At 62.5% G+C, this 15579-nt stretch carries 9 protein-coding genes; 5 read left to right on the top strand and 4 right to left on the bottom strand.

Annotated elements, in window-relative coordinates; translation table 11 throughout:
- Positions 1 to 9 precede the first annotated feature (9 nt).
- On the top strand, positions 10 to 1191 hold the full coding sequence (gene bcsZ, locus PQR32_RS01215) for a cellulose synthase complex periplasmic endoglucanase BcsZ (protein ID WP_408221761.1): 1182 nt from the start codon (positions 10 to 12) through the stop codon (positions 1189 to 1191).
- The gene (locus PQR32_RS01210; protein WP_408221760.1) at positions 1182 to 5924 is read left to right on the top strand and encodes a cellulose synthase subunit BcsC-related outer membrane protein; all 4743 of its coding nucleotides are present in this window, start codon (positions 1182 to 1184) and stop codon (positions 5922 to 5924) included. Before bcsZ ends, PQR32_RS01210 begins: the two co-directional genes overlap by 10 nt.
- Positions 5925 to 5984: 60 nt before the next feature.
- On the opposite strand, the gene PQR32_RS01205 is transcribed toward PQR32_RS01210, so the two are convergent.
- On the bottom strand, positions 5985 to 7217 hold the full coding sequence (locus tag PQR32_RS01205; protein WP_408221759.1) for a DUF2252 domain-containing protein: 1233 nt from the start codon (positions 7215 to 7217) through the stop codon (positions 5985 to 5987).
- Positions 7218 to 7672: 455 nt separating this feature from the next.
- Here PQR32_RS01205 and PQR32_RS01200 point away from each other — a divergent pair, with 455 nt between their 5' ends.
- Complete coding sequence (locus PQR32_RS01200; protein ID WP_408221758.1) at positions 7673 to 10333, top strand: hybrid sensor histidine kinase/response regulator; 2661 nt, start codon at positions 7673 to 7675, stop codon at positions 10331 to 10333.
- 34 nt (positions 10334 to 10367) lie between these two features.
- Complete coding sequence (locus PQR32_RS01195) at positions 10368 to 11288, top strand: DUF72 domain-containing protein (RefSeq protein ID WP_408221757.1); 921 nt, start codon at positions 10368 to 10370, stop codon at positions 11286 to 11288.
- 231 nt (positions 11289 to 11519) lie between these two features.
- Here the strand turns inward: PQR32_RS01195 and PQR32_RS01190 are convergent, their stop codons facing one another.
- The 3 genes from PQR32_RS01190 to PQR32_RS01180 all read right to left on the bottom strand — a co-directional run bounded on the left by PQR32_RS01190 (position 11520) and on the right by PQR32_RS01180 (position 14100).
- Complete coding sequence (locus PQR32_RS01190; RefSeq protein WP_408221756.1) at positions 11520 to 12500, bottom strand: hypothetical protein; 981 nt, start codon at positions 12498 to 12500, stop codon at positions 11520 to 11522.
- 173 nt (positions 12501 to 12673) lie between these two features.
- The gene (locus PQR32_RS01185) at positions 12674 to 13897 is read right to left on the bottom strand and encodes a hypothetical protein (protein WP_408221755.1); all 1224 of its coding nucleotides are present in this window, start codon (positions 13895 to 13897) and stop codon (positions 12674 to 12676) included.
- Positions 13894 to 14100: a hypothetical protein gene (locus PQR32_RS01180; RefSeq protein ID WP_408221754.1), complete on the bottom strand. Its 207-nt coding sequence runs from the start codon at positions 14098 to 14100 to the stop codon at positions 13894 to 13896. Before PQR32_RS01180 ends, PQR32_RS01185 begins: the two co-directional genes overlap by 4 nt.
- Before the next feature lie 877 nt (positions 14101 to 14977).
- On the opposite strand from PQR32_RS01180, the gene PQR32_RS01175 reads away from it, so the two are divergent.
- Positions 14978 to 15427 carry a ribonuclease gene (locus tag PQR32_RS01175; protein ID WP_408221753.1) on the top strand — a complete coding sequence of 150 codons (450 nt, stop codon included), beginning with the start codon at positions 14978 to 14980 and terminating at the stop codon, positions 15425 to 15427.
- The last annotated feature ends 152 nt before the right edge of the window (positions 15428 to 15579 follow it).

Below are 15579 nucleotides of genomic sequence, written 5' to 3'. Positions count from 1 at the left end.
AGGACTGATATGCGGGTTCGAATCAACAAGAAAATCGGCGTGGCGCTGACGCTCGGACTGGCGGCGTCCACGAGTTTCGCCAATCTCGTCAAGGTGGCGCAGACCACCGCCGCACCCGGCGCCTGCGGCGACTGGAGCGGCTATCGCGCGTTCGTCGAACGCTTCGTGCAGGCCGACGGCCGCGTAATCGACTACTCCACGCCGGCGCAGCAAACCACCTCCGAAGGCCAGTCGTACGCGCTCTTCTTTGCGCTGGTCGCGAACGACCGCGCGACCTTCGACCGGCTGCTCGGCTGGACGCGCACCAATCTCGCGGGCAATCAGTTCGACGCGCAGAACATGCGGCTGCCGTCGTGGCAATGGGGCAGAAAAGCGGACGGCTCGTACGGCGTGCTCGATCCGAATTCCGCCTCGGACTCCGACTTGTGGATCGCTTACGATCTGCTGCAAGCGGGCCGCCTGTGGCATGAAGCGGGTTATACGCAGTTGGGTGAAGCGCTGGCCGCGCAGATCGCGCGTCAGGAAATGACCACCTTGCCGGGCGTCGGGCCGATGCTGCTGCCCGGACCGCAAGGCTTCAAGAGCGGCGGCGTGACACGCCTGAATCCGAGCTATCTGCCACTGCCGGTGCTGCGCTCGCTCGCGCGCGAAATACCGAACGGTCCGTGGGGCAAGCTCGCCGACAGCGCGTACAAGCTCATCAAGACCACCGCGCCGCAGGGCTTCGCGCCCGACTGGGCAGCCTGGCAAAACGGCCAGTTCGTGGTCGATCCGAAAAACGGCGACACCGGCAGCTACGACGCGATCCGCGTCTATCTGTGGGCCGGTCTCGCCTCGGCAGCGGACCCGCTCGCCAAGCCTTGGCTTGCGGCGCTCGGTGGCATGCGCTCACGCGTCGCGCAAACCGGCTTTCCACCGGAGAAGGTTTCGTCGACCACCGGCGCGGCAAGCGGCGAAGGACCGCTGAGCTACTGGGGCGCGCTCGCGCCGTACTTCAAGACGCTCGGCGACGAGCACGGCCTCGGCCTCGCGCGCACGCATCTCGCCGCGCTCGACGCCGGCGTACCGGGCCGCGAACCGGTTTACTACGATCGTGTGCTGGGCTTGTTCGGCACGGGTTTTATCGACGGCCGCTATCGTTTCGACGAAGCCGGACGTCTCGTGCCGAGTTGGAGAAACGCATGCGACTGAGCGCCCTCGCGTTGTCATTGCGCCTCGCGCTGAGCCTCACGGCCGTCTGCTGCGTGGCGACGGTTTCGCCGGACGCGTTGGCGCAGGCGTCGAAAGATCCGCTGAACGTGTTGATCGATCAGGGCAAGTACTGGCAATCGCATCAGCGCGGCGACCTCGCCGAGCAGGCGTGGCAAAAGGTGCTGCGCATCGATCCCAAACAGCCCGACGCGCTCTTCGGCATGGGCATGGTGCTCGCCGACCGCAAGGACGGCGCCGGCGCGCAGCAATATCTGGCGCGCCTGAAAGCGGTCGCGCCGAACTATCCGAATCTGGATGAACTCGGCCGGCGCCTCGGCGAATCGAGCCTGCGCGACCAGACCGTGAACGACGCGCGGCGGCTCGCGCAAAGCGGTCAAAGCGCGAGCGCGGTGCAGGAATACCAGCGCGCGCTGAACGGCAAACCAGCCACGCCTGAATTGCAGCTCGAGTATTACCAGGCGCTCTCCGCAACACCGCAAGGCTGGGATCAGGCACGCCGCGGTCTCGAACAACTCGCGCGCGACAACCCCGACGACCCGCGTTACGCCCTCGCCTACGCGCAGCATCTGACCTATCGCGACGTGACGCGCCGCGACGGCATCGCGCGGCTGCAGAAACTGGCGGGCGACAGCACGGTCGGCGCGTCGGCGAAAAAGAGCTGGCGTCAGGCGCTGTTGTGGCTCGACGCGCGGCCCTCCGATGCCCCGCTCTATCAGGCGTATCTGCTAACCGCCTCCGATGACGCCGCGGTCAAGGCGCGCTTCGATTCGATGGTGCAGCAGGACAGCGCGGCCCGCGCCCGCTCGCAGGAAAACGCTGCCGTGGACGCGCGCGGCCGCACGATCGCTGATGGTTTCGCCGCGCTCGATCGCAACGACGTGGCGACGGCGCGCGCGAAGTTTTCCTCGGTGCTGGCCACCAGCCCGAACGACACCGACGCGCTCGGCGGCATGGGCATCGCCGCATTGAAGCAGGAGCATTTCGCCGAAGCCCGCAACTATCTGGAACGCGCGTCGCGCAACGGCAATCCGGCGCGCTGGAAAACCGCGCTCGACAGCGCGACCTACTGGACCTACACGAGCGACGCGATCGGCGCGCGCAGCAATGGCGAAGTCGCGAAGGCGAAGTCACTGTTCGAGCGCGCGATCGCGCTGAATCCGTCGGACGTCACCGCGCAGGTGCTGCTCGGCGAAATGCTGCTCGCGAACGGCGACCCGAGCGGCGCCGAACAGGCGTACCGGATGGCGCTGCGCCGGCAGGCCGACAACCCCGACGCGGTTCGCGGACTGGTCGGCGCACTCGCCGCGCAAGGCCGCGGCGACGAGGCGCTGCAGTTCGCCAATCAGTTGAACACCGAGCAGCAGTCGAAGGCCGGCGGCATCAACCGTCTGCGTGGCGAAGCGCAGGCGGCGCAAGCGCGCGCCGCCGAAGCGCGCGGCGATCTCGGCAGCGCGCGCAGCCTGTTCGAAGACGCGCTGCTGAACACGCCCGACGATCCGTGGCTGCGCCTCGACCTCGCGCGCATCTACGTGCGCCAGGGCGCGGTCGCCAACGCGCGCAGCATGATGGACGGCCTGCTCGCCGCGCATCCCGACATGACCGACGCGCTGTACGCGAGCGCGTTGCTATCGGCGGAAACACAGGACTGGTCGGCGGGTCTCGCGCAGCTCGACCGCATCCCGGTCGCGCAGCGCACCGACGCGATGACGACCTTGCAGCACCGCTTGTGGGTGCATCAGCAAGCCGATCTCGCCACGCGGATGGCGCGCAACGGGCAGACGCAACAGGCGCTCGCCACGCTGCACGCCGCCGAGCCGGTTGCGGGCAGCAGCCCCGAGTTGATCGGCGTGATCGCCGCCGCTTACAGCCAAGCCGGCGACCCGAACCGCGCGCTCGGACTCGTGCGCGCCGCCATGAACGCGGCGCCTGGCAATACCGATCTGCTGCTGCAATACGCGGGCATTCTGTCCGCCACGCAACAGGAAGCCGAACTCGGCATGGTGATGCGCCGGCTCGCGTCGATGCAATTGACGCCGCAGCAACGCACCGACTTCGGCAACCTGAATCTCGGCATCGTCATCAAGCAGTGCGATGCGGTGCGTCAGCGCGGCGACCTCGCGAGCGCCTACGACGTGATCGCGCCGTGGCTCGCGGCCATGCCCGACAATCCCGATCTGCAAGCGGCGCTCGGCCGCCTCTATTCGAGTGCCGGCGACGATCGCAACGCGCTCGCCAGCTATCGCGTCGCATTGCAACGCAAGCCCGACGATCTGAACCTGTTGCAGGCGACGATCTCCGCCGCGGCCGGCGCGAAACAGTTCAGCTACGCCGAGTCGCTTGCGAAACAGGCCTTGAACGCGGCGCCCGGCGATCCCGGCTTGCTGGCCACGGTCGGCCGCATGTATCGCGCGGAAGGCAAGCTGTCGCTCGCGTCGACTTATCTGCAACGCTCGCTGGTCGCCGCCAACACGCCGCTGATGGCCAACGTCCCGCGCAGCCCGGCGAGCAACGTGCCGCGCGGCTGGGAAGTGGCGATGCGCCGGATCGGCGCGACGCCGCTGCCCGGCACCAATCCCTTCGAAGGCAAAACCGCCGCGGTCACGCCGACCGACGCCGACAACGCCGCGCTTGCCGGCGGCAGCTATAACGCCGCGCGCGCAGCGCTCCCGTATTCGCAGTCCTCCTTGCCGACACAGACCGTGCCGAACTATCCGCCGCCTACGCAGCCCGCGCCTTACGTCGCACCTTATACCGTGCCGGCGCAGCCTTATGCGCCGGGCCCGGCGCCCGCCGCCCTGCCGTACAACGCGCCGCGTCGTGGCGCCGACTCGGGTGGCTACGGCCAGGAGACTTACGGGTCGAGCCAGTCGGGTGCGCCCTTGCAGCCTTATCCGGGGCAAGGACAGCCGACGATGCAGCAGCAGGCGCAGATGCCGCCGATGCAGCAGGCTCCCCAGTACAACCCGGCTTATACCCAGCAAGCGCCATATCCGCAGCAGGCGCAATACGGCGCGCAGGATGGTTATGCGGCCACGCCCTGGCCGATGTCGCCGGCTGCGCGCCAGGCGCAGGCCAATGCCGGTTCGATGCAAGCGCAGCCGTACAGCGCATCGGGCGCAAGCACGAGTTCGAAGCGCTCGACCAGCAGGAAGCCAAGCGCGTCGAAGAATAGCCGCAACGCGCCGGCTTATGCGCAGGCGCCGTATGGGCAACAGCAAGGCTATCCGCAGCAACAGCAGCCCTACTACGGTCAGCCCGCGTATCCCCAACAGCAGCAGGGCTACGCGCAGCAACCTTACCAACCCTATCCGGCGCAACAGCAACAGCCTTACCAGCCGTATCCGCCGCAGCAGCAGGCTTACACGCAACAGCAGCCGTACATTCCGCAGCCGCCCACCGGTTACGCCCAGCCGTACTACCCGGCGCAACCTGGCGCGAACGGCAGTGGCAACACCTACGCGCCGTCGAACGTGGCAAACACGCAAACGCTCGGCGTGGCCGAAGAGTTGGCGCAGGTCAACCGCGAACAGTCGAGCAGCATCTCAGGCGGGATCGTGTTCCGTAACCGCACCGGCGAGGACGGCCTGTCCAACCTCACCGATATCGAAGCGCCGATCCAGGGGCGCATCAAGGCGGGCAACGGCCACGTGGTCGTCACGGCGACGCCCGTCACGCTCGACGCCGGCACTGCCGCCGGCAATGTCTCGACGCTAGCGCGTTTCGGCGCCGGCCTGTCGAACGACGCATCCACCGCGGCTGCCAAGGCGGGCACCAACAACTACGGCAACCAGACGGCGAGCGGCGTGGGCCTGTCGGTCGGCTACGAAGGCCGCAGCATCAGCGGCGATATCGGCGTGACGCCGATCGGTTTCCGCGAGACCAACATCGTGGGCGGCGCGCAATATAACGGCGGCATCACCGACAAGGTGTCGTATTCGCTGGCCGTCGCGCGCCGCGCGGTGACCGACAGTTTGCTGTCCTATGCCGGCGCGCGCGATGCCGGTTCCGGCCTCGAATGGGGCGGCATCACCTCGACGGGCGGCCTTGCCAGCCTCGCATGGGACGACGGCACGAGCGGCCTGTACGTGAACGGGGCGGTTCAGTACTACAAGGGCGACAACGTGCAGGGCAATGTCGCCGTCAAGGGCGGTGGCGGCGTCTACACGCGCCTGCTGAAAGACGCCGATCAGACCTTCACTATCGGCGTGAATACGACGGTGATGGGCTACAACAAGAATCTGTCGTACTTCACGTATGGCCAGGGGGGCTATTTCAGCCCGCAGGAATACGTCATTCTGAACTTGCCGATCGAGTGGACGGGACGTAATGGCGCGTTCACGTACGACGTGAAGGGATCGATCGGGGTGCAGCACTACCGCCAGGATGCGTCGAATTATTTCCCGCTCAATGACGGATCCAACCGGCAGAGTTCGGCGGTAGGCAACGCGGCGCAGTTCGGTACGAGCGTGCAGAGCAACGCGCAGTACCCAAGCCAAAGCAAGACCGGCGTGTCGTATTCGCTCAGCGCGGTGGGCGAATATCAACTCGCGCCGCAACTGGCGTTCGGGGCGACTGCTTCGCTCGGCAATGCTTATGAATATCGCGAGTATCTTGCGGCGGTTTATGTGCGATATAGCTTCAGCAAGCAGACCGGGTTGCAGCCGTTCCCGCCCACGCCGCTTGTTTCGCCGTATCTGTCGTTGTCGAATTGACCTTTGCGTATCTTGCGGCGGCGGCCCGGTTCAGGCTGCCGCCGCCGCGAGCACAACGCATCAAGCGTCATCGCGACCGGTCGCGTAACGCCGGCAATGCTCCAGATAGCCAGCAGCATGGCTGCTCACCAATTCCACGATACCCGTCCATAGCCAGCCTGGCGCATCGAGTGTCTTCGAGCGATTTCTCCGCAGTTCAGTAAGCCACGCCTTGCGCTCGGCGCTATCCATTTGCCGCGCGTGCGCCTTGCCGACCACCATCGCCAGAAAGCGCGCCACCTTCATCGCTTCGTCGCGGGTGAACTGCTCGATGGTCAGTTTCATGTCTTGCGGCAGCAGTTCACGAATCACGACGGCGCGATCCGCCAGACGCGCCGCCCGCATCCGCTCGCCAAGCGACGGCGACAGATGCCGCGCGCCCTCCACCACGCGCTCGGCGTTATCGCGCGGCATCCGCACGCCGGGATAGCGCGGCGCGGCGGCTTGCGCGGCTTCCTTGATATCGATCAGACACAGGTCGTCGCCTTCCACCGCGGCGCCGTCGATGTCGAGCAGCACCGCATAGCGCAACCTGCCGAGCGAGCTGCAGCCTTTCACCCAGTAGGCGGCGTCGAGCACTTCCACGTCGGCCTCGTCGCCCGCGCCGCGCAGCACCGTGGCGAGCCGTGCCAGCGTGCCTTTCTCGAACAGCGCCTCGATCTCGCGACGCTCGCTTTTCGCGAGCGGCCAGAAACGCGGGCCGAGCGGAATGCTCGGTTCGAGATCCTCGATACGCTCCTCCGCCAGATGACGCCACGAACGGCGCACCGCTTCCCTCATCACCACTCGCACCGCCTCGGGCTTTTCCGCGTGGATGTCGGCGTCGCCCGCGGCGTCGTCGAAGGCGCGCTCGTAACCGTCCGCGATCGCTTCCATCATGCGTACGGTCGTCACGCCCGGCAGGTCCGAGCCGCGCGCGGCGGTCGCCAATGACAGGCCGAGGCGAATCAGGTCGTGCGCCGGATTGCCGATCACAGTCTGGTCGAGATCGCGAATCTGTATTTCGACGCGCCCTTGCGCGTCGGCGACGGGTCCGAGATTGCCGGTATGGCAATCGCCGCAAATCCAGATCGCGGGCCCTTCCGGCAAAGCATGACCCTCGATGCCCTCGAGCCATTCGTAGAACTTGCTGGTGTTGCCGCGTACATAAGCGTGCGCTGAGCGCGCCATTCTGGCGTTGCGGCGCGTGATCAACAACGCCTGGCGGGCATCCGCTTTAGGCAGCTTGTTTCGTGTGACGTTTTTCTTTGTCATTGTGCGGTCCGCTTTTGTCGACGTTCAAATTCTCCGTGGTGTCCAGGCCACGGTGCGCCGGTCGGCGCGGGCGAACAAATAGTGACAGCAGGATTCACGCCCGCGTGATGAATGCGATCTGTAAGCGCCATGCGGCAACCCGCATCACGCCGGCCTTATTCGCATGAAATGCCCACCTGTGTGCTTCTTTCCGCTATCCGGGGCACTCGGTTCATCGCCCAGGTAATTCTTGCGAACCCGTTTGCGGACAGGTTCGGCTAAACCCCATAACGCATGCGTGACGGGTCACCGGCCCGGCGTTGTGGCCTACAATTGTCGCAACCGCGTGTCAGCTATCCGCCGGTACGCGGTGCACGGCAGAAGATTCATCCCGCCTCCTGCTGAGAGTGCAAGCGCGTCACGCGCGCCGGCAGAGTGGGGCCACTTTCATCGACGTGACCTCTGTGGAGCGCAGCATGCCATTTCCGGCACAAGACCACGGCTGCCCTGGCTGGCGCGGGGAGATGGCGCAGCGCATCAGCGCATTCGACTGGGCCGCCGCCGGCCTGGGCGCCATCGAAAACTGGCCACGCAGTCTGACTGCCACCGTCCAGTTGCTGCTGGCCTCGCCCGTGCCGCTCGTCCTGCTGTGGGACAAACCCGGCTACATGATCTACAACGACGCCTACGCGATCTTCGCGGGCGGCCGGCATCCCTATCTGCTCGGCTGCCCCGTCGAAAATGGCTGGCCGGAAATCGCCGAATTCAACCGGCATGTCATGACCACCTGTCTCGCGGGCGGCACGCTGTCGTATCGCGACAAGGAGCTGGTGCTGCTGCGCGACGGCAAGCCGGAAGACGTGTGGATGGATCTCTACTACAGCCCGGTCGCCGACGACAGCGGCGCGCCGGCCGGCGTACTGGCAATGGTCGTCGAAACCACCGCGCGCGTGCTCACCGAACGCTGGCGACTGCGCGCCGAGGCCGAACTGCACGAAACCAACGAGCGGCTGCAACTCGCGCTCAATACCGGCACCGTGCTCGGCACATGGGTGCTGGACGTGCGCACGGGCAAGGTCAGCGGCGACGAACGTTTCGCGCGCACCTTTTCCTTTCTGCAAGATGAAGCCGCGAAGGGTGTCGAACGCAATGCCGCCGTCCAGATGCTTCATCCGGACGACCAGGGGCTCAACGAGCAACTGACCTACGAGGCGGTACGCACGGGCCAGCCGTTTCGCGCCGAGTTTCGAATCCGCCGGCCCGATGGCGACTATCTCTGGGTGCAGGCAAACGGCCAGTGCGAATTCGACGAGCATGGCGAACCGACACGCTTTCCCGGCGTGCTGATCGACATTCACGAACGCAAGATCGCCGAACAGTCGCTGCGCCAGTTGACCGAGACGCTCGAACAGCGCGTCGCCGACGCGGTCGCGGCACGCGCTTTGGCCGAAGAACAATTGCGCCAGGCGCAGAAGATGGAAGCGATCGGCAGCCTCACGGGCGGCGTCGCGCACGACTTCAATAACGTGCTGCAGGTGATCAACGGCAACCTGCAAATGCTCGCCGCCGATGCCGGTGGCCACCCGGCCACGTTGCGCCGCCTGTCCGCCGCGACGGACGCCGTCAAACGCGGCGCGAAACTGGCCGCGCATCTGCTTGCCTTCGCGCGGCGCCAGCCGCTCTCGCCGACCGTGCTGAACCCGCGCCGTCTGCTCCGCGGCATGAGCGAGATGCTGCATCGCGCGCTCGGCGAAACCGTCCGGATCGATACGGTCCTGAGCGACGATCTGTGGAACGTGCAGGTCGATCGCAATCAACTGGAAAACGCACTGCTCAATCTCGCGATCAACGCGCGTGACGCGATGCAGGCGGACGGCACGCTCACCGTGCGCGCGGCCAACCGCGTGCTGGATACCGCGTTCTGCCGCGGCAAACCGGAACTCTCACCGGGTGAATACGTGGTGTTTTCCGTCACCGACACCGGGGCCGGCATGCCGCCCGAGATCCTGCAACGCGTGTTCGAACCGTTCTTCACCACCAAACCCGACGGGCACGGCACCGGCCTCGGCCTGAGCATGGTGTTCGGCTTCGTCAGGCAAAGCGGCGGTCACACGTTGATCGACAGCGAAGTGGGACGCGGCACCACCGTCTCGCTGTTTTTCCCGCGCTGCTGCGAAGCCGAAACGTCGGAAGCCGTCGACGAGACCGCGGCGCCGAGCGGCGGCGGCGAAACGGTTCTGGTCGTCGAGGACGATGCCGACGTGCGCCTGACCGCCGTCGAGATGCTCGCGCAACTCGGCTACAAGGTGCTGACCGCGTCGAGCGGCGACGCGGCGATCGAGTTCATCGACAGCGATGTGCCGATCGATCTGCTGTTTACGGACGTGGTCATGCCCGGCAAGGTGAAAAGCGTGGAACTCGCGCAACGTGCCGCGGCGCGCTCGCCCGCGGTGCCGACGCTCTTTACTTCCGGCTATACGCGCGACGAAATCGTCCATCACGGCAAACTCGACGCCGGCATCACGCTGCTCTCGAAGCCGTACCGGCGCGACGATCTCGCCCGCAAGGTGCGCGGCGTGTTGCGCGCCGGCGCGGCCACGGCGGCGGGCGTGTTGCCCGTGTCCGTGGCCGATGGGCAGATCGCCGCCTGCGTGCCACCGGCTGTGTACGACCCTGGCAGGGAGTCGAAGCAGCAAAGCCAGCATGCCGCTGCCGAGGCTGCGCCTCGAAGTCATTCACCCTTGGATGCGCCGCGCTCGCCCGGCACGCCGGCTCGCGTGCTGCTGGTCGAAGACGACATGGATTCACGCGAAGCGTTCAGTGATCTGCTGAACGCCCTCGGCCTCGATTGCACCGCGGTCGCGAGCGCGGAAGAAGCGCTGCCGCTCGTGCCCGCGCAACACTTCGACATCCTCTTCACGGACCTCACGTTGCCCGGCATGTCCGGCGACAGTCTTGCACGCGCCGTGCTGCGCCAGCAGCCGGGTATTCGCGTGCTGCTGGTGTCGGGCTACGGCAAGAGCGCGCAGATCGGCGACGCCATTCCCGGCGCGCGGCTGCTCGGCAAACCGCTCGATATCGCGGAACTGCGGCGCGAACTCGCGGACTGGATCGATCACACCGAAGAAGCGTCCTAGCCGGCGCACGCCACGCATTCAACCGACTTCGCCGATGGACATTCGCTGCGGCACCGCAGGCTGGACCGACAAAACGCTGATTGCCTGCAAGCGCTTTTATCCACGCGGCAGCAGCAGCGCTGAAGCACGTCTGCGTTTTTATGCATCGCAGTTCCCGCTGGTCGAAGTCGATTCGGCTTACTACGCGATGCCTTCGGCGAGCAATGCGCAGTTGTGGTTCGAGCGCACGCCTGAAGGCTTCACGTTCAACTTCAAGGCGTTTCGTCTCTTCACCGGGCATCAGACTTCGCCCGACGCGCTGCCGCGAGACATTGCGATGGCGCTGCCGGAAGGCATCACCGGCCCGCGCAAGAAGAACGTGTACTACCGCGACATGCCGGACGATATCCGCGATGAACTGTGGCGGCGCTATCTGGAAGCGCTCGAACCGCTGCGCGTGAGCGGGCGACTCGGCGCCGTGCTGTTCCAGTTCGCGCCGTGGATCACGCGCGCGCCGGACGGCCTCGCCCTGGTCGAGGAATGCCGGGCGCGGATGGCGGGGTACATGATGGCGGCTGAGTTTCGCAATCAGTCGTGGTTCGATGACGAGCATGCAGCGTGGTCGCTCGAATTTCTGCGCGAGCGCGGCATCGTGCATGTGATCGTAGACGCGCCGCCGGACGTGAGCAATCGCGTACATACCGTGTGGGAGGCGACGAATCCTGAGTTGGCGATGGTGCGTCTGCATGGACGCAATACGCAGACGTGGAGCGCGACAGGCGCGGCGAGCGCCGCGGATCGCTTCGACTATGACTACAACGAGGCGGAACTGACGGAACTGGCCGTCCCGATCCAGGCGATAGCGCGACGGGCGGGGCGCACGCATGTCATTTTCAATAATTGTTTCGAGGATCAGGGGCAGCGGAATGCGCGGACGCTGATGGGCGTTTTGGGGGTGATTGAGAACCTGCTGTGACGAGGTTTGGTTGGTGAAGGCGGCAACCGGCCATAGGCGGTCGTTGGCCATATGCGTCACCGGGACATTAGAATGGCCGCTTCGCTCAAACAGTCGGCGTCAATGGCCGGGCGACGTTGACTGGACCTCGTGCTTTGCGGACGTTCGCGTTTGAGCGACAAGAAGCCAACTTTTTCCGCTTTTAACTTTCTCCTTCGCCGTCGAGTCGGTGTTCATATCTTTACATCGAGTTCAGGCATCTGACGCAACGTAAATCGGCACACGAACGTTGTGCCCATCCGCCATCTCGAACTCTACGCTCGCTTTCCCGGGGAAAATGGCGCTGTGGTCGCCAAAGTAGACTTCGATGGCCTTGCCTTCGTCATACGGGCAAAATTCGAGCTCAGAGAAGGCGGTCAGCGTCTGGGTACTTCCTGTCGCTTGATCGACTGCATTAGTAAAGCGCACGCTGACCACCTCATCCAATCCGGTCCCTGTCCAGGTTGCGCAGACTGCACTACGCGCAACGATTCGGGGAGGTTTTGACTGCGTGTCGACAGATGGCCTTACATGTCCCTCTCCAACGCTTGGAATGCGTAGCGTATAGGTCTCCGCCTCGCCGAATCGCACGAGTATGTATTCGAAGTTATCGACAATAGCTGTCGATATCTCGAATCGATACTCAGTCTTTCCTCGCTTGGTCAATGCTGAAGACTTGCCTTCTACGTAAGCCTGATCTAATTCAACGGTCAGGTGTGCTTGCAACGGCACTGCAATGGCTATTCGAAAGGTTGTTTTTTGGCTGTCGCCCCCTATTCGCATAATCGTCGGGTCGAGAAAGCTCAGCGGTTTTGTCGCTTGGCAATCAGCGCCGCAGAATGGGATGCGTACGGTGACCGACGGGTTTTTGGTAAGCGCTTCGACCGGAATCCACGCCCCAATTCGAACGCAATTTGATGGTTTTGGATGCTTTTGTTGTTGCGAGTTATTCTTTATGGACTCAGTGAAATTGTCATAGTCATAGGGAGGGGCCGCTACGTGGTCTCCGACACATAGAATCAGGTCTGGCATCTGGGTTAGTTTTTCGACGGTGAATTCGACGCTAGTGTTGGCGTAGATTCCCTGAACTACCAGACTAATTCTCTGTTTGTTCAGATTTCTCCTCGGATGAATGGTCGCCTGAACTATCGAGAGAGCGATAGCGCGCTGACTAGCAGGAACCTCGAGTTTCATAGATGGCCCGAACCGTCCACTGAGAACGGCGTCTCCTGATAGCAGCCCGTCAATCGTGGTATTGAATTCAAAGTCCTGATCTGACTTTAAAGTGAGCGTCTTATCACCTTCGCTATAGACTTTGCTGGAGATAAGTACCTTGGTTCCAGAGAAAAAATTGGCGCCTTTTACTATTACGTGACATAATTTTTTCCAAAGTTAACCCATCGAATCTTAATTATTCGCGGCAGCAGCGCTTCTTCAACGCTGACCGTATTTGGAATCTCTAACTTTTGAACATCCGATTCGCGCATGTACGAGCCGTCGACTGCATTCGGGATGAGTCGCCACCTGGGACTGCTGGTTCCATGCCTCCAGCTATAGCGACGCCAATAGCAGCGAGTTTTAACTTCAAGAACGATAGTTTCCGGACTGCTCTGGTCTTCCACAGGCACCGCGACGACAGCAAGCATTTGGCGCATTCCGGATGAGACGGCCCTTTGACCAAGTACGGGCCGAAATTCCCAACCAAAAACAGTTTCCGGCGAAGCTGCTCCGAAAATTTTTGGATTACTGCGATAGTCCCGTTCAAACGCAATTATGTCGGAGTCTCGCTGAATTACCAATTTTCTCGATACGCTCTTGTTTTCGAGCCCGAATTTGAAGAAACGCCGAGTTCCGGAGCCACCGAGCGTTCTTGAAATCGCGTCCACTGATTGCGCATTATAAGATTTTTCGTTAGGTATTAACGCCACGACAGATATTGACTCATTTGAGCCAACTAAACGAACGGCGATTTCTACCACGCCAACGCAGTTCCTCTGACCATCCGACGGCGTGACGGATATCTGAAAACCCAACACCGCCTGAAGCCTCGCACGTCCGTCAATCAACCTGTCCGTCAAAGACCGTTCATATAGCATTTCGAGATTCATGATCTGCGACGCAAGGTTGAGTTGATCCCTCAAAATGTCGCTCGCAGCGAGTCCGATCGTGGATTTTAGTTGTTCAGGCTCGGACTCGCTGTGAGAACGTTTTGTCCGTTCCGGTTCCGAGTTTGCGCCTTGGCGGTCCGCCGGCCTGGAATTCTTGCTTTCGTTGGATGGACCGTCGACGTCAAGCCTCGCCTCCCAGGTTGTTTCTGTGGAGTGCTTTGCCTGTAATGGTGCAACATTTTCAACTAGCTTCTGATTAATCGTCTTGAGTTCTTCTAAACCATGACTCAGTCGCTCGATTCTCAATTGCAGGGATCTGTTATCGAAAGCTTTCGCCAATCCAATAGAAATTCCGTTTTGAAACTTGTCGTACGGACCAAATATTATTCGCGCAAGCTTCTGAGCGAATGTATAAGCAACAGCAGCGGCGATTATCCATATGGCTATCAGGCGCCATTCGATATGCCATAGCCACGCGATCATCTACACACATACTGGTAAACGATGGTGCCGTCTGGGTGGACGGTTTCTTCCCATACCGCTTCGGTGCCATCCGGACATGTATGAGCGCGCCCCGTCGTGTCAATGCGAATCGATTTTATGTCCCCGTCAACGCCAGCCTCACTCAACGCTTCCTTTACCAGATCCAGAACTCGGTCTTTCGTTTGTTTGGGTTCGGTTGACATTGATGTCTCCTCCCTGCGTTATCGTGGTCGGGATAGTGTATTTAAGGATGACCGGCGACGCTCATTCCGGTGAGGCAAATAGGAATGCCGGTATGCCGTGGCATCGTCAAAGCCTGACCGAAAACGTCGCGCAGTGTCTGTTCGGAGCCGCACATTCCACGCCCGCGTGTCTGCCCGGAAGTGGCGTCTTTCGACACGTGCGACCTTCTTGTTTGGCACAGTCCATTCAAGAGGTGACACAGATTTAACTCGCCGGCCTGAGAAAACGTGTGATCGCAAAGGAAGCAAGCGCATAAAGGACGTCGACCGCGTGTCCCATGTTGATGCCGGATCGTCGCATGATGGAGTAGCCGCGAAGCTATGAGAGTTCCGGCGGTCGTGCCTGTGGGCCGCTCCATCGTGTCGAACGCGTCTATCCGCTTTTGGCGATGTCAGCCTTCGCAGTTTTCCCGGGTTTCGATGGTCGGAAGTTGAGCGACAGCTAACGCATCCAGACGGATGCGCAAAAGGTCGGAATGGCCGATGAACCATCGGCAAATTCGACCAGTAAATGACCGCTGCACTTCGGAATGCGACACCGGATTGGTAATGTGATGACCAGCCGCTCAAGGCCAGCTGCCGCTCCAGACACGCCCAAGGCCAACGGATCTTTCGAGCCTTCATCGCAAAAGTTTCTCGAAGCAACTCGACGATAAAACGAGCCTCGCCGCAATCTGCTTGATTTGCATACTTCTCGAACGCCGAGAACCGTGGATCAGCTTGATTGTCGAGTAAAAAATTCCTATTTCCGGCCAAACATTGATTCACTCTGCCATTAGCGATAGCCTTAAATCGTTCATGGTCGTCGAATGCTGGTCAACCAGGAGGCAACCGTTTCGTGAAGCGAGCGTGGGCTTTCTCCTGCATCCTCGTCTTGAACGCGATCCTCGGAGGATGCGGCAAGGGCGGATCGCAGAATACTACTCAGGAACAGGGCGCATCCGCGAGTCAGGCGGCGAGTCTTGGGCCGACCGCGAGCGAAGCATCCGCCGCATCGGGGCCGGTCGCCGTCACCAAGGCGCAGTTGCCGGGGGAAGCAGCCGAAACACTGCGTCTGATCAAAGCGGGCGGTCCCTTCCCTTTTGGCGAGGACGGCGTCCTGTTCCGCAACAGCGCGGGGTTGCTGCCGCAGCATCCGCGCGGCTACTACCACGCATACACAGTTCGCACGCCTGGCTCGGCGGATCGCGGGCAGCGCCGCATCGTATGTGGTGGACTGCGCAAGCAGACCGGCGACTGCTACTACACCGACAACTACTACGCCAGCTTCAAACGCATCGCAGAATAGCCTGAGCCAATGAAAATCGCCCCGGGCCTCCGATAAAGGAGACGCCGGGGCGTTATGTTTTCAGAGACCGGTCAAATCCCTTCAGCCTTGGTCTCATGACGATCACCGCCAGGCACTAACGCCGCCCCCTACCCCGAACCTTGACACCAAGA

The organism is Paraburkholderia dipogonis (assembly GCF_046027395.1).
Lineage (GTDB): Bacteria > Pseudomonadota > Gammaproteobacteria > Burkholderiales > Burkholderiaceae > Paraburkholderia > Paraburkholderia dipogonis_A.
Note: the sequence above shows the minus strand (reverse complement) of the source record. Positions and strands in the feature narration are given on the sequence as shown.

Bases quoted from the DNA above. Each gene is read 5' to 3' on its own strand.
- bcsZ (WP_408221761.1), top strand. From the start codon at position 10: ATGCGGGTTCGAATCAACAAGAAAATCGGCGTGGCGCTGACGCTCGGA.
- PQR32_RS01210 (WP_408221760.1), top strand. From the start codon at position 1,182: ATGCGACTGAGCGCCCTCGCGTTGTCATTGCGCCTCGCGCTGAGCCTC.
- PQR32_RS01205 (WP_408221759.1), bottom strand. From the start codon at position 7,217: ATGACAAAGAAAAACGTCACACGAAACAAGCTGCCTAAAGCGGATGCC.
- PQR32_RS01200 (WP_408221758.1), top strand. From the start codon at position 7,673: ATGCCATTTCCGGCACAAGACCACGGCTGCCCTGGCTGGCGCGGGGAG.
- PQR32_RS01195 (WP_408221757.1), top strand. From the start codon at position 10,368: ATGGACATTCGCTGCGGCACCGCAGGCTGGACCGACAAAACGCTGATT.
- PQR32_RS01190 (WP_408221756.1), bottom strand. From the start codon at position 12,500: ATGAAACTCGAGGTTCCTGCTAGTCAGCGCGCTATCGCTCTCTCGATA.
- PQR32_RS01185 (WP_408221755.1), bottom strand. From the start codon at position 13,897: ATGATCGCGTGGCTATGGCATATCGAATGGCGCCTGATAGCCATATGG.
- PQR32_RS01180 (WP_408221754.1), bottom strand. From the start codon at position 14,100: ATGTCAACCGAACCCAAACAAACGAAAGACCGAGTTCTGGATCTGGTA.